The organism is Membranihabitans marinus (assembly GCF_021729155.1).
GTDB lineage: Bacteria > Bacteroidota > Bacteroidia > Chitinophagales > Saprospiraceae > Membranihabitans > Membranihabitans marinus.
The window spans coordinates 19,411-38,614 of sequence record NZ_JAJQYA010000010.1 but is presented as its reverse complement, the minus strand read 5'-3'; the positions used below and the strand labels follow the sequence as shown (position 1 = coordinate 38,614).

The following is a 19,204-nucleotide window of genomic DNA, read 5'->3' as shown; positions in this document are numbered from 1 at the left end:
ATCATTCTTTTAAGACGTGATCACCAAAATATTTTGGATAATTCCACTTGAACGTACTGTCTTTTTGATAACTGTGTTCAGGATATAAGGTATTAATAGAATCGGTTTCCCTGCGCATTTTGTCAAACAATACAGGATTCGACATCGGATCTCTAGTATCCTGTCGCCATGTGTCTAGCACCTGTTTCATTCTATTCAACTCCGCTGTGTATTTAGGATTTTCTGCCAAATTCACAAACTCCCAAGGATCATTTACTAGGTCATATAATTCATACTTTGGTGGATTTTCCCATATATCATATATCCTTTGTATTTCTTTTGAGCTTTCAGCAATTTCTTGCCTTCCCGTCCCCGAAACCATGAATGAATAATTATGATCGGTGTAAACTGGAAAATAGGGATCTGGATCGGGTGAATACAAATTGTAAATCAATTTATATCGTTCATCTCGAACACTTCTTCGAGGATAGAAAAACTTCGCAGTACCCAAAGCACCCTCTGCGAATAAATAATCATGGCCTTCGTACTTCTCTTCTTTAAAAAGTGGCAACAAGGAATGACCCGGCAATTCAATTCGACTTGTATCTCCTATTGCATCGATTATAGAAGGAAAAATATCGATAACGGAAGTTAACTCCTCCTCGTAAACAGTTTCTGGTTTAATCTTACCCGGCCAATGCCAAACCATAGGTATTTTCAAACCACCTTCATAATTAGAACCTTTACCTCTCGAAAACTGAGCACCGTGATCACTGATATAAATGATCAGCGTATTCTCGGTCATCCCTATGGCATTCAACGAATCGAGCAGCATACCTACGCATTCATCCATTCGATTGATTTGACTGTAATAGTCTGCTGTCAATTCTCTCAAACGCTCTGAATCTGCTCCCACAAAAGGCAAAGTTGAATTTACTTCAGACCCTTCCACAACTTTGGTGGGCAATCCTTCCACTTCTCTAATTAAAGGAAAATGTGCATCTGGATAATTAACCATTAAAAAATAGGGTGCATCTCCAGATTTAATAAATTCCGTAGCTTGAATAGCGTAGTCTTGAAGATTCTTTTTTGCAAAATTACTTGTGGTTAACTCGTGAAAATCAAATGGGATAGCGTCATCGGGATTCACATGTAATTTCCCCAAACAACCGGTTCGATATCCTTTGGATTTTAAATATTTCGGGATATTATCAAAGTAATCATACATTCTAAATTTATGAGTCGCTAAGCCAATCTGCCCATTCTGATGAGGATATAATCCTGTAAAAATAGATGCTCTTGAAGGACTACATACAGAGTAGGTAGTATAAGCATTCATAAACATTGCACCATTGAATGCCAAAGAATCGAGATTGGGAGTGTGTACGGTCGTATTTCCATAACAGCCAAGGTCTTGACTATTGTCTTCGGATACGATTAGTATAATATTGGGATTCATATCATCCTGAGAGCTTATTTGAGGATCACAAGCAATAAAGCAACTACAAATCAAGCAGCTTAACCAGAATCGATAAAAAATCATTTTATATATATTTGTTTTCTTCATATTTATTTCGAGAAGTAATTGAGGTATAAAATTCAAATTCTTCTAGTGTTGTATTTAAATATCATTTTTTGATTATTCCAATTTTAAAATATTTAATACCACCCACAATTTACAAGCATATTAAACCGCAGTCTTTGATTAAATATACCAAACATACTTTAATTTGTTGGTCAAATATACAAATTCATTTGAGATAAAAAATATAAGCTCCATAAATTCAATTCAAAACCAACATTTTTATATAAATTATTTTAAAAATTCACCCCAAAAACCAATCATCAGCTAAGCCCTCCTTAAAAAGTCAATTCATGCAATCCAACTTCTACATCCAAACTATTCCAATCGACAATTAATTTAACCAATCTGGCACATTTCCATTACCTGTCAATTCGCCCTCAAGAATCCATGAAAGATTGAATCGAGCTACCTGCATGGTAGCATCAGGGGGAAGGGTTTTTGACCTCATATCGGCAAAACGGTCTTCAAATAACATATAAACCATACCTTCACTAGGAGTGCCAGGTCGTCCTGCACCCAAAGATGAATAAGCTCCACGAGGTTCATTCACCAATCTTTTTATCGGCCATGTTTCTCCTCCATCAAAACTAGCCCAAACTGTCAGATCTTCTCTTGGACCTAGCCCTGCATCCGTATTGCTAAAAATTAAAATATCATGATTTTTAATTGGCAAACGCACCAATCCTCCTTTTAGACCGTAGCCTCTATCCGCTCCACCTCCATCTGGAAGCACTGTACTAATATTTAAATCTTCCCAAGTATGACCATAATCATAACTCCATGCTTCACGTCGCATCACTTCTTCGGGTTTAAGTTCTCGAGCTAAAGATTCATCATAATATCCACTACAACTTCGAGAATTATAATAGATCCGTCCATCACTCAATTCAGCGAGCGCAGCTTCCTCTGTATATCCTTCCGGGAACAAATCGCTAATTTGCCAAGAAACTCCACCATCATCACTATATACAGCACAACTGTAAATAGCTTTTAAAGGACTCCTGTCCGAAGGATGCTCGGGAGCATTAGGCCGAAAAGTAGACGAAACGATCAGCCTACCTTTTTTTTCCCCCATGCCTGAGTGTAATACCACTTTCACTGGCATTAGAATGCAAGGTATAGGTATCAATATTGCCATTTTGTTCTTTTTCCTGTCTTCGCCATGAAACCCTTTTCATTAAACCTGTCTGATTAAGCCATTTTACAATTCCATTGGGTTTAAGAATCAAATTTTCTTCTCTCCAAGTTTTGCCGTGATCTTTGCTTCGCCATTGCTTATCAGTATCCTCCCAAAGTCTAATGACAATAATATCACCCGTATTTTCATCTATTATAAAGTTACTGTCTAAAAATCCAAATGGAACTTCTATGATCTCTCCCCAAGTTTTGCCACCATCTTCGCTACGACGCAAATGTCCTTTTCGATTACGCATCGCAAGAATAGTACCATCCACTGCTACCGCTAAATATGGCTCACGCAATTTGGCACTACCATCCTGAAACACAACATCCATCTTAAAAAATGACTCAGCCATAAAAGGATCAAGAGCGCCTTCTTCGGGTTTTCCAATAGCCGTTAAATCCATTTCATCGTTTACGGCTGTTGAATCGCAAGCGCCTAACAAATAAAAAGTTACAACAACCAAAAAATACTTCAACAACCCCATCATAACAACTTGACTTATAACTCTTTAATATTATTAGCTGCAAACCAACTTAAATTTCAGACTTAACGTTTAAATGGGTATTCGCACAAAACCTAACTCTCATCCTCATTGCGCTAAAGTATACTAACGAAGTCATATGCTAAATCAAACTACGACTTCTCTTACATTCAAGCGACAACTCATAGACTCTCTAGAATTACGACTGCAATATTTTTGACCTCGCGATTTAATATCAAAATTGATTAGATAAATCCATTATTAGTAAACTAGTTATCACAGTTAATTAATTTATACAATTAAAATACTACTTAAAATTCGAGGGTCGAATTAGACTATAAATTGTATACAAACCAATTAAAAAATCACTTAGCAAAATCTTTTTCCTTAACTATGGCCCTTAAAGGACCTCTAGCCGTGGTTATCCAAAGAACACCTGGTTCATATTCAAAGACATGTGGATAAGATATTTCTCTTTGAGGCATATACTTTCCAGCCCCACCAGCGGTAGCTTTTCTAAATCCCAATGTTTTAGTGGAAGCTATTACTGTAGGAGTGGACCAAGATTTGCCTTCGTCATCACTAAACGCCATTGACAATTCTCCTCGAAAATTGCTAACAGGAACCGCAGACCATACTTGATCTCCACCTACCATAGGGTAAGAATTACTCCCTTCGGGGAAAGGTCTATTCCACACCAATACAATCCGACCACTACTCAACCTTTGCAGTTGACCATGTGAAGGACTAGCTGGAATTCTACTAGGCCCTAGGGGATGCCAGGTTCGCCCACCGTCCAAAGATTGTGCATCCCAAAATTCCATCCAATTGGTTCTAATCAACATTCTGAGACTTCCATCCTTAAGTTCGACTAAAGTGGGTTCAGTAACACCACCATGGTGTCCTGATCCGCCGAGATCAATTACATTACTTCGTGTCCAGGTCTCTCCATTATCAGCACTCATGTAGGTCAACACAGTATGCCGTCCCGGATTATGTCGCATCATCATAGAAGTAAAAACAATGTGATTGTCACGAGTCACAATCATTTTGGCAATATGGCCAGTCCAATCGTCATGTAATTTTACAGGTTTTGTCCAAGTATTACCATTATCCATGCTACGAGTAACATAAGTTGGCAATACCGCACCGGGAGCATCTTTAAGCTCATCACTCCATGTCCAGTTCGCTTCTTTAATATTAGTAAACGCCAAAACTATCACACCATCCTTGGTTTGCTGAATCGCCTTGGCATTAATTTTAAACTGGCTTGTATCTGAAAATATTCTTGACTTTTTCCAAGTATCACCATTGTCATTAGACAATAATACATCTTGCCCGGAAGGAGACCACGCACTTACAATACTTTTTGGACCAATTCTAACAAAAGGTCCCTCAGGCATGTTTTGATTTAGCTCTAATGCAGGATGAGCCTCATAAGCATAATCCCATCTTTCTGGTACCGAAAATTGTTCTTGACCGAATCCCATTAGAGGCATGGTCAGAAACCACAATACAAAACAGACTAGCAGAATGCGATCTAATGCATACCACCTAAATATAATTTCATTTTTCAAATCCACTTTCCCAAAAGATGGGCGTAATTGATTTGAAACTAATTTACTATTTAACATATATTTATTCATAATCGAAAAAATTTAATCATCATATAATACATCATGGGTTATCACGATATATGTAGGTCACTCACTTTCGACTAGCGAACAATTTGATTTTAATTATTCAAGATTATAGGAGTGCGATGATTTTTTTTAAAATCCAAGACCCTTCGCACTCCTTAAATCATGTCTATATTAATATCCAGGATTCTGAACCAACTTAGAGTTTAAACTTAAAGTAGATATAGGAATAGGCCATAACACTTGACTCTCACTCTCTCTGCCTTGAAGCGAAGGAACTAATTCATAGGCTTTATCAAATCTCACTAAATCCCACCATCTTTTACTTTCGAAGGCCAACTCAAAGAGTCTCTCCTGTAAGATAGCTGCATCATTTTCGACTTGACTTCCTGAAACAAATGAATAATTAGGGAATTGATCTCCATAAGCCCGCTGTCTCACTTGATTCATTTCAGCTGAAGGATCTTGCCCTAAGGCATTTTTAGCCTCAGCCTTCATCAACAATAAATCAGCATAGCGATAGATAATAATATCGTCTAAAAATTTTCGTTCTCCTGCATCCTCAAAACCCTTTCCTTTCCAAACAATGGTAGTTAAATAACTAGGAACATCATTTTCATAAGTATAAAGTTCAAAGAAACTGGCATCTTTTCGCTGATCGTCATCACTGAATTGATCTCGAAAATAGGCTGTTGGTGCCCACCAGTTATTACCTCCTGGAGTCCCAATCTTATCTCGAGTTTCTTGGGTCAAACTAGTGGTAATAGAACCAGAACCTACATACATATCCCCAAAGTAATTGTTGCTAGCTTCCAGGTCTTGGAAGTTCATTGCTAATATCACTTCCTTATTCCCTTTGTTACCATAATCGAAGATAGAACCAAAATCATCGAGCAGTTCAACGTCAGCATTTTCAGCATCATTTAAAGCAGATAAGGCAGTTGATATATCAGATTCTCCCCCCCCCATAGTCTTTCCGGTCCAAAGATAGACTTCGGCTTTCAACATATTCAAGGCTGCTTTATTCCAAATAGAGCGATTGGCATTAAAGGAATAATCTGCAAAGAGATTATTTGACTGATCGATGTCAGATTTAATTAAAGTAAAAATTTCAGAAACTGGTTTTCTTTCTCGAAAAGTTGTTTCAGCATCATAACCTTCTACAGGCTCGGTAAATACAGGCAAATCTCCCCAAGTCTTAGCCATTACAAAATAGATATAAGCACGCATGGCATAAGCTTGAGCTAATATTTTGTCCTGCTCGGCAGAATCCACAAAATCTATCCCAGGAACATAATTTAATATCAAATTAGAGAAATTCACAATTCGATACATTTGCTGCCAATCGAGATCGGCATTGGTTTCAGTCAATGTATTCTCAAAATACTTGATCCGATAATCGGCATTGGCCAATCCATGGCCCATTATTTCACTTCGCGCTTCGCCAAGTAAGACAATATTCGCATCGGCAAATACTCTAAATTGATTGTACATACCATACAATCCCCCTAGGGCATCTTCCTCTGACTGCCAAAATGAATTCACCGTTATGGTACTTTCAGGATGGGTGTCCAAAATGTCTGAACAAGACATACAAAAGGAAAAAGCAAGGACAGTAAAAATTTTTATTATATTTTTCATTTTATATCAATTTAATGGTCTAATTAAAATGTAGCATTCAATCCAAAAGTAATCACCCTTGGCACTGGATACCTTCCTCTATCTATTCCACCTTCTTCAGGAGCTAGACCAGAATAATTCGTGAAATAATGGATATTATTACCCGTTATATTAAACCGCAAATTACTTAACCCAATTTTTGAATAGATCTCTGCAGGTAAATCATAGGTCAACGTTATCTCTCTCAATGCAAGATAATCTCCTGATTCATAGTTCATTGAACTACCCCCTCCGTTGTTTAGGTTTCGAGGATCTCCTCTCCAATAATTACTTTGAGCTGCTTGATCTGCCCAATAATATCTTGGGATATCCGTAACATCTCCTTGATTTTGCCATGATCTCAACAAATCATTTGAAAGATTAACACTACCTTGAAACTGTCCCATTGTTTGAGCCCCAACATAATTGTAAATGGTATGTCCAGTCATGTAGTCCATTCGACCGTAAAGGCTTAGTCCTTTGTAAGTCAAGGTTGTCGACATTCCTCCCGTCCATTTGGGATAAATATTACCCATATAGACTCTATCTTGAGGATTAATGATATTGTTACCATCATTATCCAACCAGGCTACATCTCCACCGTACTTGGTCTTATCTGCTCCAGCTACCAATTCATCATAAGGTCCAGCAGCAGCCTCTTCATCCGTCGCATACACGTACAAGAATTGATAACCATACATTTGACCTATTTCCTGGCCTTCTTGCAATCCACCTTTCCACACATATTCCCCGGAACCAGGATCATATAGATTAAAGCCTCCAATTCGATTGTTTTCATTATCATTTTCTGGTAATTCAATGATCTTATTCTTATTATAAGATGCATTAAAAGCCAAATCCCATGAAAAATCATTTTTATTAATCAAATTAGTAGACACTTCAAGCTCTACTCCCTTGTTTTGAAGACTACCAAGATTGGTCAAAATACTGCTAAAACCAGTGGAATTTGGCAAGGCCAACGATGTGATCAAATTATCGGTAATTCGATCGTAATAATCGAAAATCAATTGCACTCTGTTGTTTAAGATACCAGCATCAAAACCAAAATCCAAGGTTTTTGACTGCTCCCATTGTAGACCTTGATTGGCAATACTAGAGTATTCTACTGCTGCTACTCCATCATAGGTAGATCCTACACTATATTGACCTTGTGCTTGAAAATCTGACAAATTTCCTAGATTTCCATTGACTCCATAACTGGCTCTTACTTTCAAAGAAGAAAGTATAGAATTGTCTGTCCAAAAGTCCTCATTATGCACATTCCATCCTGCAGAAACTCCTGGAAAAAAACCCCATTTATTATCATCTCCCAAATTTGAGGCTCCATCATATCTGGCATTAAGAGCAAACAAATACTTTCTGTCGTAATTGTAAGTCACTCTACTAAAATATCCAAAAATGGTTTGTTCAGACGCCAATCCTGTCACACTAACAGGCTCAGCTGCAGCATTTAAAGTAGTCAACAAATCCGTCGCAGCACCCCGACCCACAGCAGTCAAACTACTATTATTTCTATCAAAATGAGAAACCCCTACTTTGGCTTGAAAATTATGTTTTCCTGCAAAACTATTATTATAGCTCAAAGCAGCATCTAATTGGGACTGATCCCATTTAGAAAAACCACCCGTTGTATTTCTAGAATCTACATATTGATTTCCTCCATTATAATAAGATTTTTGAAATGAATTATTGTCTATGGCTCTATAAAACAAAGACGCTGTAGGCTCAAAAATCAAATTAGGAAGAATCTCCCAACTCAAACCACCAGACAAAGTCATTTGATTTGACTGGTTGCGATTGTCCAATCTACTCAAATGATATTCTGTATTACCCAAACTACCACTGATACCAGGTGCCAAGGTGCCATCTTCATATTTGTATTTTGTAGATTGAGGCAACATAATCGAACGTTCAAAAATAGAATTTTCACTGTATACAGAATTATCACTAACTCTACTAAAATTTAATCCCCCAAAGGCATAAATATTATCCGCTACTTGTAATCGTCCATTGATGTTAACTGTCAAACGTTGGTAATCGGTCTGGATGGCCACTCCCTGTACGTCAGCATATCCAAGCCCTACATTAAAAGTGGCTTTTTCAGTTCCACCTGAAAAACTTAGATAATGATCCTGAGTAATTCCTGTTTGAAATAAAACGTCCTGCCAATCAACATCATCAAAAATAATGGTCTTGGATGGATCCAAGGGATCAGCCATACTTTGCCAGCCCTCGCTCAATTTGTATTCATTTTCGGGACTTAAATACTGTGGTGTAAAGGCAGTATTTTTAGTTAAATCATTATGTGTAGATGCTGCAGAAGAATTATTTAGAAGAGTAAGCCTTTCAGGATGTTTTTCCCCAATGGCGGCGATCCCTAATCGAGCAAAATAGATGTAATCTTCAGCCGACATTAAGTCATAGGTTTCTCTTACCTCAGATACACCCAAAGAGTATTTATAATTTACTCTAGTCTGTCCAGCAACCCCTGCTTTCAATGCAACAATAACAACCCCATTAGCGGCTCTGGCTCCATAAATAGCCGTAGATGCAGCATCTTTCAATACCTGCATCGATTCAATGTCAGCCGTATTGATACCATCTAAATTTTCTCGCAATACTCCATCTACTACATACAAAGGTTCCGCTCCATTTGGGTTGTTAATAGAAGCTCCTCCTCGAACTATCACTCTTGGAGAACTTCCTGGCTGACCTGAGGTAGTCTGTACACGCACACCTGATACCGTCCCCTGCAAAGCTGACGCAGCATCACCGTACACGGTATTCTCTATAACTTTGTTATCCAATTTTGTAACGGCAGAAGTCAGCGTTTCTCGTGATTGTTCTCCATATCCAATAACTACAATTTCATCCAATGTCTGCCTATCTTCCAACAGTACAATTTGGATATTCGTTTGATTCGCTACCGCCACTTCTTGAGTCTGGTATCCAATATAACTCACTACCAAAATGGCATCCTCTGGAACACCTGATAAAACAAACTCACCATTAAAGTCAGTTGCAGTACCCAATGCACTTCCCTTCACCAATACATTGACACCAATCAAGGCCTCTCCTGAACCATCTACCACAGAACCTTTGACATCAATTATATCCAATGTTTTGAAAGTAATTTCTCTCATATTCGGCGTTTCCTCCGCACCTAGAGAGTGAATACAGATCACTCCGAAGCAAAGGCTCCACATGATGACCTGACGAAATAGTACTTCTAATTTCATACTTTTACATTTTAATTTACCTATTAATAATATCGACAAGTTGGTCAAAAACCAATTTTTCTAACTGAGCGTCTGTCATTATCATTCAGCTTGCTCTAATGCCTATCACATCAACCTATTCCAATATTCTTCCATAAGGTTAGATTCTCACTACCTCAACTTTAAACCTATTTTAGACTTGTATTTTATTTGTTGGTCAAATATACAATTTGTTTTGAAATATTAAATTAATATTAAATTAATAATTCAAAAAAAACCTCAATCCTCCATTTATGCCACTATGGAATGAAATCACATGATTTAATTTGCATATATACATGAAGGCAAACTTTTATACTGTGCGTATTTGCAAAATGTTAACAAATTAAACATCGCATTTAACTATATTTGACTTACAAAAAGATTTCGGATCAATTATGAATGATAAACAAAACCTCGTCCCTCTAGGAAACATCTCAATGACAGATCGGGTAGAAAATAAGCTGCGCGCCTACTTTTTAAAAAATGCTTTTAAACCTGGGGACTCTTTACCTGGAGAAATTGAAATTGCAGAAAAACTGAATGTAAGTCGCAATGTGGTTCGCGAGGCCTTGAGTAGACTGCGTATGTTAGGCATTATCGAATCGCGCACCAGGAGGGGAATGATTATGGCTCGCCCCGACATCCTCGGTGGCCTAGAAAGAGTAATGAACCCTTTTATTCTTGGACAAGACACCTTAGAAGATATTTTCGAATTGAGATTAATTTTGGAAATGGGCATGGCCGAATTTCTATTTGCTCGAAAGACCGAGAAAGACATTGAAGAACTGGAGGCCATCGTTAAAAAACAAGCCAGCCTAAACGAGCCTACTATCGAAGAAGAAATAAAATTTCACACCAAACTCTATGACATGACGGGCAATGAAACATTTAAACGGTTTCAAATTCTCCTACAACCTATCTTTAACCATACTTTCAATAACAAAAAGAAACATAAAATTCATACTCCCGATCACATTTACCATGACGGCATTGTCAAAGCTTTAAAATCGGGCTCTGTAGAAGATTTTAGACTAGCCATGAAAAAACACTTAAAGCCTTATTTTAAAATGACGGTCTAAGTTTTTCTTGAATTCTATATTGTTTACTACACTAACCAGCTAGTAAATCTAAAAATTTCACAGCATAATATAATTGCAGGATGTAGATTCTACATCCTGCCTTCCCTATTACAATGTTTATTTTTATGTCAATTGAATTTGATACCAACAAGGTGCCTTGGCTGCTTTAGACAATTCCAATCGAGTAACCACGACGATAATTTCATTTCTTTGGTTATGCTCCAAAATCTTAAAATTGGACAATTGCATTTTTTCACCCTCTTTGTCCGGATTTCGAGTATCGATCTGTAATACCGTTTCTTTAATCAACCCAAAATTTTTCTCATTAACTTCACCAATGACCAATGGAAATCGCGGGTAATTACTCTCTGGATTACTGTTCACCAAATTACCAATCCAATATAAACGACCATTAATTCGAGATCGAAAAATAGTAGAACAAGAAGCGGGTACAAAGAAGTTTTCTCCCGTAGAATAAGTCAAGGGTACTGGGACTGACCAAGTCATACAGTGATCGGAAGAAAAAGAAACCCAAGTATAACCAGGCAAATCTGGTCGGTTCAGATTCGAGCCTCGAGCCGTCATAGCAAATCTACCATCCTTCAATTCGACGATAGAGGGCTCTGATAATCCCCTAGTAGAAACATTGTGGTCAATTCTCAACCATTCACCAAACTCCCAAGTAAAGCTCTTACTTGTAGAATTCCATGTTCCTATAATAGCTCCTGCATCTTGAAATATATAGGCATTGGCTGGATTATAAATCTTTTTATTGACATCATCCCAAGGATGTAAGTTAATTGGAATGACAATTTTTCCACTTTTAGCTTGAATAATCGGTGTAGTAAAATTGACATTGTACCCATTTCTACCAATCTCTACCCCCTTAATAGGATTGTCTTTGGTATACCCTTCTATTTGCAATAACTTTACTTCTGAAAAAGTAGCTCCACCATCGGTGGACACTCTATATCGAGTCTTATACTGAGGAGAGCCGGTAGAAGTATCTGGTGTTCCCGGTGTAGACAACATCAACTGTAAGATATATTCATTGTTGGGATCAACAAATACATTGCTGGTAATATAGCCTTGGTTATTACCAATCAAACGCTCTTTCTCCCAAGGATAGTCCACTTTTATGGTACTCGGCAAACCGGGCAAATTGTGAACATTTCTAAAATTAGAATCATTGGGAATAGATCGATATCCCGATGGTTGATCTATATAGACTATTTCTTTATCTAAGATGATAGGCTTAGGAATGTCTTCTACGACGACTTCTTTCACCGCTTCTTTGGAACAGCCTTGCGCCATTAACCAAGTTGAACTCAATGGAATTAAAGATGATCCCAAAAGAATTTTTCCAGATTTAGAACAAAAATTTCTTCTCGCTATCGATGTAATATTTTTTATATCTTTCATTTTCTTAGATTAATTTTTCGAAAAAAGTCTATTATTATAAGTGAATGCAACCTCTACTTTATACGTTAAATTCTGAATATCCCCAATTAGTATAAAATTCTCCTATACATACACATAAAATAAAACCTTACTTTAAAGCTAATTGAACAGATTTTAACATAGGATAGGCATCACCATTCGGCGATATAAAGAACACCTTATATTGAAAACAACGATCTTTGGTTGAAATGGGAATTGAATGATTTGAAACCGGATTCCATTCTGATTTTTTGAGCTGCTCTTCATTTGAAGAAGATCTGAAATATAGTTCTAATCTTGCCCCAGAAGGCAGCATTGCCTCCCAATTTATATCCATAAAGGACTTGGAAGTATTCCAATTAAATATCTGTGAAGTATAGAATTCCGTCCATGATCGATCATATATATTCCCCATATCCTTATTCCACATCCAATGTACGCCTGGAGTAGATAATTCTGTAGTTCTCATTTGATCGGATTGGAATCGATTCCCGTCGTTGTAATATACTTTCGACTTAGCTTTGGCATGTGAACCATGTATTGTGTGATGTGCTACCGCCAAATCTAACCGTCCATCCTTATCAAAATCAGCCGCCATAGCATCCGTCCCAGAATCTCCCACAAGTATGGTTTTATTATCTACTGAAAATCCATCCTTGCTACCCCAATACAAGTACATAGGTAGGCTCTCTCTTGAAATATCGCCGTGATATGCAGGAGCGAATAAATCCAAATAACCATCTCCATCAAAATCGGCAACCACTGGCCCTAAAGGTGTATAACTGGGCAACCATTGTGAATTCCAATTTTGAAATCCGTTCTGACTCCCCCACATAATAGTCATCCCCAAATCGTGATGTCCATTGATATGATCCTTGTAATGACAAGCAATTATATCTAAATAACCATCGGCATTTAAATCCGCTACTTCCAAATCTATAACAGAATACATTGGGAAAGTTTCCTGAGCTGATTCGCTAAAACCATTTTCCGAACCTTTAAATATTCTGACTGTACTCTTAGAATACGAACTTACTACTATATCCAACCAACCATCTTTGTCAAAATCAGCGACCATCGGACTTGATGATCTACCCGGAGAGATAATCGATTGACGATTTTTCAATGTATAACCTTGGGCACTTCCATAGTGAATCACCAATTCTGTTGCTACTCCCTTCTTTTGATCAAACAATCCAACAATAATATCTAAGTAGCCATCTTTATTTAAGTCAGCCACATTACTAGTAGCGGCATTCAATTCTCGCAATACTTGCCTATCCCCTGAAAAATCAAAACCGTTTTTACTTCCTGTAAAGATGTTAATCCCTCCGAATTTATCATTAAAACCACCTCCATGCATAGAGTTGATAGCCAATATATCGACATAGCCATCCTCATTTACATCAGCAGCTGTACTTTCATATCCACTGGTAAAAGGAATTTTATATAAGTTGTTTTCAGAAAAACCAGTACTTGTTCCCAAATATAGGTAGAGTGGTACTGTTTCATAAAGATTCCCTCCCATACTATTGCTAAATACAGCAGTATTCCACTCACTATCTTCAATGATACAGACCGTATTAGCTCCTCTGGTAGGAATGTCATAGCCAGAATCAACAAATTTTCTATTGCCCTTTCCAAAATATATTTTAGATGAAGCATCATATCTTTTTTCTCCTTGATATACCGCTACTGCAATATCTAATTTTCCATCACCATTGAGATCTCCAACGCTAGAACTTATGGCATTGGCTAATGTGATAATGGTTGGAGAATCTGACCGTCCTCCCTTCTTACCACCCCAGATAATAGTAATATCATTATTCATTTCTGAACTACCACCTACCACCTCTCCACCTGCAGCTTTTTTAATTTCAAAATTACTAAGGACAAAGTCCACATGACCATCACCGTCTAAATCATCCACGGATAAATCCGTGCCAACCATATTCTCTACTACATTCTGTGTTTTCCATTCTTGATCAACAGAGTAAGAAACTTCTACCACTTCATCTGAATCTGACAAAGCGTACAGTTTCATCTCTTTTCCTTGCTTCAAGGAATTAAGCGATGAATAAATATTATTAGTTGACTTTATCTTTTGATTATTAGGTTGGTCTAATATTTTCGGTTGTTGCACTATATTTTTTTGGACTTCCTGACCACTAATCCAATCCAGTCCTCCATTCTGATTGGCATATAGGATATCTACTTTCCCATCACCGGTAAAATCTTCGCATATAATCTCACTAGCTCCCTCAAGTCCGATATCGGTATAAGAGTTCAGTTGAAAACTATGAGCACTTCCCCAATACACTCTCAGTATTTTTCCAGAAGGTTGATTGGGCAACCAAGCATTTGAATTCAAAGTTAGTAAGTCTGGCCACGAGTCACCATTTAGATCAGCGATTTCCACACTAGATACATCGTTTACCGGAAGCATACCCAAGCAAAGGTTGGAAGACCATCCATTGGCAGTACCCCAATATATTTTCAAAAAACGACGGGGATGTTGAATCCCACTTTTATTGGGACAGAAAACAATATCGGGATATCCATCCTTGTTTAAATCTGCACTTCTAGCCGAAAGACTTCCTTCCACTGGCAGTCCTGTGATATCTACATTTCCATGATCATCTAATGACCATAATGTGGCATCTTCATAATTCTCTTGATCGTGAGTACTATTGAACATTAAATCAATAAAACCATCATCATTGACATCATATCTGCGAATGGACTTTATTTCCCCTTCAGAGTTTACATATAGATTCTGCCCTGAATTACTGAAACTCCCTTTCGAAATACTTTCAAATCCAGCATCAAGCCATTCTTGGGCTTTTACTGAAAATACATTCAACATGATCAAACTTATAACAATACAACATTTATTAAACCACGATTTTTGCATTAATGGCATTATTTTTATTATAAAATATTGAACAAAATGACTACCAATCTAAGTCAACGATTGATTAACTACATAGGTAAAATTCGCCCCTAAGTCCTTACTTACCAGATTAATAAAATTTTTAAACCCTTGTAGGATTTCCCAAAAATTAGGGTATAGGATAGGCTACATATTCAGTATAAAAAGTATCCAATGCATCTGCCGCAGGCAAAAACAAGGTTCGATATTTCAACTCACTTATACTATCCTGAAGCACCGTTATAGACTCATCCATAGAAGCAAATTGCTTTATCTCCATGCCTGTCTTATCGGTATACAATATATCCGTTCCAATACCTCTTTCTACCTTACCTAACCAATCAATACTCCAAATACCTGAAGTCGTATCTAAAACCACTTCGCGAATGGTTCGTTGAGAAAGGGTTTGAGCAAATACATCTCCAAAAACCTTGCCCGACAAAGTATAGGGAATGGATTTATTTTTCAATTGATTGTTCATGGTAATAATTTCAAAGAAATGATCGTATTCTTCCAAATTTTCAATGATCACATCAGAAGATTCGCCGACCTCCTCTGGATTAATATCTACCAATAGTGAATCACTTCTACCGGCCCAATATACAACCATTTTGGTTGCACGTGGATCACTCGGCCAATAACGTAATTTCACCCGGTTCTTTCCCGGAAATACATAAGCAGAATCCACTTTCCCTAGATAAATTCTTTCTCCATCCTCTAAATAGATGTCATGGAGGGAGTTCATATCATCGCAAGACGAAAAAACATACAAGAATGCTAATAAAATTATATATGTATATTTCATAATACTTTTTTAACTATACTGTTGAAAGCTTATTAACTCTCACATTTAATATATTACTTACTTCCCCAAAATTGCAATTCTGCAATAGCATTAATATTACTACTCGACCAGTTTTTGGCAATCACATATCTAATATACCGAACCTTTGGTGCATCGGGATTGACATTAAATTCATGGCCTCCAATAGCGACTGCCACATCCTCATCGGTATTTTGCCCCAGAGGCAAACCAGATGGTTTTTCTACATTAAACTCACCCATTTTAATCCAACCTGAATTGAAATCGTCGGTCAAACCTTCTGCACTTTCAGCTCCCCAAATTTCAAAAGCTTCAACATTTTGAGCGGAATAAAAAAAGCCGGCATTGACATTTCGCTGAATTTGTTTTAATCTACTGAATTTTACAGTCTGCCCCATATCAAAAGTAAATGAATAAGGTAATCCAGGTGCAAGAACCAAGTAAAAAGTCTTGGGGTTATCGTCGAATAATTTTTCAATAGAATACGCATCCGCATAGTGGGAATAATCGATCCCAGGTGGATTCCATCTTCTAAAAGCATTTTCAGGTTCAATTCTCTCCTCAAATAAGGGAGTTAGTGTGGTAACCAAAGTATCAGTTACATTTCCCCATCTATCACGTATCGATATCCCAAATTGTCTCTCCTCATTTTCAAAACCACGTACACTTCCTTGACTAGAGGGTACTTTGGTATAAAAACTCTCAACATCTGTCCATTCCCCAAGTTCATCCAAGGTTGAAACGGTGATTACAATTTCTGCCTCGGTTGGGTTTTTCCAACTAATCCTCATTCCTCCAAAATCACTATCCATCTTCATCGAATCTAGAATACTATATATAGCGGCATCTAAGGGTTGAGCGATTACTTCTACGGGTTCAGATTCATTCTGACTTCGATCTCCTGCGATAAGTTGTACTTTTACTTCTCTAGACTTTCCTATTCCTTCGATTTGAATACTGTTGGAATAAGACGAAGATTTTTGTTCTACAATTTCTCCACTGGTACGCTCATAAACTGCTTTGACATAGAGTAAATCATCGTCATTGGGTATAGTGTAGTTTATGATAGCTCCGCCCTCGATATTTTCCACCGTGGCATTGGATACTTTACCAGGAGGAATACTATCTACGGCATATTGTCCTCTTTCCTCTGTTTCGCAAGACAAAAAGCAACAAAAACTAAACATCAAAAGATATATGATATATTTCATCTTTAAAAATTTATTATAATTTACCATCCTGGATTTTGAATTAGATTGTTATTAACTGAAATATTTGACTGTGCAATAGGCCACAGAACGTCTTTCAAAGAATATGGTGCGATTTCCAATGTTCGTACTTGATAAAATTCTTCTGGAGTTTCTCCATTGATATTCCAACCTTGGGGAGCTTCGGAAAATTCATCAACGGCTTTGTTCCATCTTCTTATATCCCAGAATCGTTGTCCTTCAAACGACAATTCGATGTTTCTTTCACTGTGAATAATGTCTCTCATTCCCTCTTTGGTCTGATATTTTTGTGGAAATACAGAATATTTTGTCCAAGAATCTGCCACACTTTCCAAGCCAGCTCGCTCCCTAATTAAATCCACATACTTGTATACATCCTCATTGGGCGCATCCAATGTTTCATTCAACGCTTCAGCATATAATAAATAAAGATCTGCCAATCTAATAATAGGAATAGACCATCTAAAATTAATGTATGATTCTCCACTAAAGGTCGATCGATAGCTATACAACTTCTTCAAATAAAAAGAAGTTGGACTATATCGCTCTATTCCTTGTCTTCCCGACAATTCGCCCAATTTAGAATTAATTGGCCACTGTGCATTTTCGTCGTTGCGTCCAAGTCCAAAAACCCATCCCCCATCTACACCAATGGATCCATAAAATCTAGGTTCGCGTTCGGTATGTAATATTGCTGTTCGAGCACCTGGTTGCAAATAATAACGAGCGCTATCACTGACGGTGGTCAAACTATATCTATTCTCATAATCATATTCCACATCCTCATTGATCGGTACACCATGGCTAGTATAATACATTTCTACCATTTTAAGAGTTGGCGCCCAAGTACCTCCTCCAGAAAATAATCTGTGGTCCGATGTTAAAGGTGGAAGGGTAAATTTTTCAATATTAGAAGTATTATATCGAGCAGAAGCCCATAATATTTCATTGTTCCACTTGTCTGCCACGATCTGACTAGTCATCAACACATGCTTGGTAGAATCTGAAACATTCAATGATATATTTTCCTTTTTATACATCGTATGTCCAGCCTGATGGCTCACCGTAATGGCCTCTTCGCAGGCAGCTAGGGCTAATTCCCATTTGGCATCACTATAAGTTTGATTAAACAATGGAACATTTCGGGAATCTACTAGATTCTGATAATTTTGATTTCCATTAAACATTGGACTAGCTGCCGTAACCAAGATCTTAGCTTTCATCGCCAATGCAATGGGTTTTGTAATTCTACCTAATTCGGAAACCTGATTGTCGATAATCAAAGGTAAATCCTCAACGGCTTCGTCGATCAACTCAACCATGTAAGCCACCAAATCATCAATTGGCTCTCGATATACTGCTACCTCTTCAGGAGTAGCTGAGATTGGCAAATTTTCGCGAACAATAGGGATCGGCCCATACATTCTCATTAAGTAAAAATGGTAATAAGCTTTTAGAAACTTACTTTCTGCTGCCCATCTATTCTTTTCAAAACTATCCATTTCATTTACAGAATGAATATTTTCTAAGAATATATTACAATCGCGAATGCCCTGCCATAAATTTTTCGCTCCACTGCTTCCATCCCAATAATTCAAATATGGACTGTTGACATTATTACCCCGATACATAAGATCAAATCCTACATTGGGAAAGTTGCCACTCCGGGTGGGATTAGAATAAATTGCATCACCAGCTAATAACCCAGGATCACCAGCTGTCAAATTTTGAGGTAAATAAGAATAACAAGTGAATAAATATTGCTCCGCCCTAATTCTATCTCTAAAAGCAAAATCCAAAGTGGCAATATTATCGGGAACGATGTCGAGAAAAGATTGACAACTCTGCATTCCGAGTATTACTAAAAGTATAAGTTGAAGTTTAATTTTCATT

12 protein-coding genes are annotated in these 19,204 nt (G+C 37.4%); 1 reads left to right on the top strand and 11 read right to left on the bottom strand.

Annotated elements, in window-relative coordinates:
- Window position 1: 1 nt before the first annotated feature.
- The 6 genes from LVD51_RS08370 to LVD51_RS08345 form a co-directional block, all read right to left on the bottom strand.
- Window positions 2-1,546: a sulfatase family protein gene (locus tag LVD51_RS08370; protein ID WP_236970766.1), complete on the bottom strand. Its 1,545-nt coding sequence runs from the start codon at window positions 1,544-1,546 to the stop codon at window positions 2-4.
- 349 nt (window positions 1,547-1,895) lie between these two features.
- Window positions 1,896-2,639: an exo-alpha-sialidase gene (locus LVD51_RS08365; RefSeq protein WP_236970765.1), complete on the bottom strand. Its 744-nt coding sequence runs from the start codon at window positions 2,637-2,639 to the stop codon at window positions 1,896-1,898.
- The gene (locus tag LVD51_RS08360; RefSeq protein WP_236970764.1) at window positions 2,620-3,234 is read right to left on the bottom strand and encodes a sialidase family protein; all 615 of its coding nucleotides are present in this window, start codon (window positions 3,232-3,234) and stop codon (window positions 2,620-2,622) included. The genes LVD51_RS08365 and LVD51_RS08360 overlap by 20 nt, the downstream gene beginning before the upstream one ends.
- A 359-nt stretch (window positions 3,235-3,593) precedes the next feature.
- Window positions 3,594-4,874: a sialidase family protein gene (locus LVD51_RS08355; protein ID WP_236970763.1), complete on the bottom strand. Its 1,281-nt coding sequence runs from the start codon at window positions 4,872-4,874 to the stop codon at window positions 3,594-3,596.
- A gap of 168 nt (window positions 4,875-5,042) precedes the next feature.
- Complete coding sequence (locus tag LVD51_RS08350) at window positions 5,043-6,509, bottom strand: RagB/SusD family nutrient uptake outer membrane protein (protein WP_236970762.1); 1,467 nt, start codon at window positions 6,507-6,509, stop codon at window positions 5,043-5,045.
- A 23-nt stretch (window positions 6,510-6,532) separates the two neighbouring features.
- Entirely contained in the window at window positions 6,533-9,787 is a 3,255-nt protein-coding gene (locus LVD51_RS08345) for a SusC/RagA family TonB-linked outer membrane protein (protein WP_236970761.1), read from the bottom strand.
- Window positions 9,788-10,203: 416 nt separating this feature from the next.
- Here LVD51_RS08345 and LVD51_RS08340 point away from each other — a divergent pair, with 416 nt between their 5' ends.
- Complete coding sequence (locus LVD51_RS08340) at window positions 10,204-10,887, top strand: FadR/GntR family transcriptional regulator (RefSeq protein WP_236970760.1); 684 nt, start codon at window positions 10,204-10,206, stop codon at window positions 10,885-10,887.
- Between the two features lie 123 nt (window positions 10,888-11,010).
- Here the strand turns inward: LVD51_RS08340 and LVD51_RS08335 are convergent, their stop codons facing one another.
- The 5 genes from LVD51_RS08335 to LVD51_RS08315 all read right to left on the bottom strand — a co-directional run bounded on the left by LVD51_RS08335 (window position 11,011) and on the right by LVD51_RS08315 (window position 19,203).
- Window positions 11,011-12,309: a sialidase family protein gene (locus LVD51_RS08335; RefSeq protein WP_236970759.1), complete on the bottom strand. Its 1,299-nt coding sequence runs from the start codon at window positions 12,307-12,309 to the stop codon at window positions 11,011-11,013.
- A gap of 127 nt (window positions 12,310-12,436) precedes the next feature.
- Entirely contained in the window at window positions 12,437-15,193 is a 2,757-nt protein-coding gene (locus LVD51_RS08330) for an FG-GAP repeat domain-containing protein (RefSeq protein ID WP_236970758.1), read from the bottom strand.
- A gap of 196 nt (window positions 15,194-15,389) precedes the next feature.
- Complete coding sequence (locus LVD51_RS08325) at window positions 15,390-16,064, bottom strand: DUF4998 domain-containing protein (RefSeq protein ID WP_236970757.1); 675 nt, start codon at window positions 16,062-16,064, stop codon at window positions 15,390-15,392.
- Window positions 16,065-16,117: 53 nt separating this feature from the next.
- On the bottom strand, window positions 16,118-17,293 hold the full coding sequence (locus LVD51_RS08320; protein ID WP_236970756.1) for a DUF5000 domain-containing lipoprotein: 1,176 nt from the start codon (window positions 17,291-17,293) through the stop codon (window positions 16,118-16,120).
- A gap of 20 nt (window positions 17,294-17,313) precedes the next feature.
- Entirely contained in the window at window positions 17,314-19,203 is a 1,890-nt protein-coding gene (locus LVD51_RS08315) for a RagB/SusD family nutrient uptake outer membrane protein (protein ID WP_236970755.1), read from the bottom strand.
- Window position 19,204: the final 1 nt, after the last annotated feature.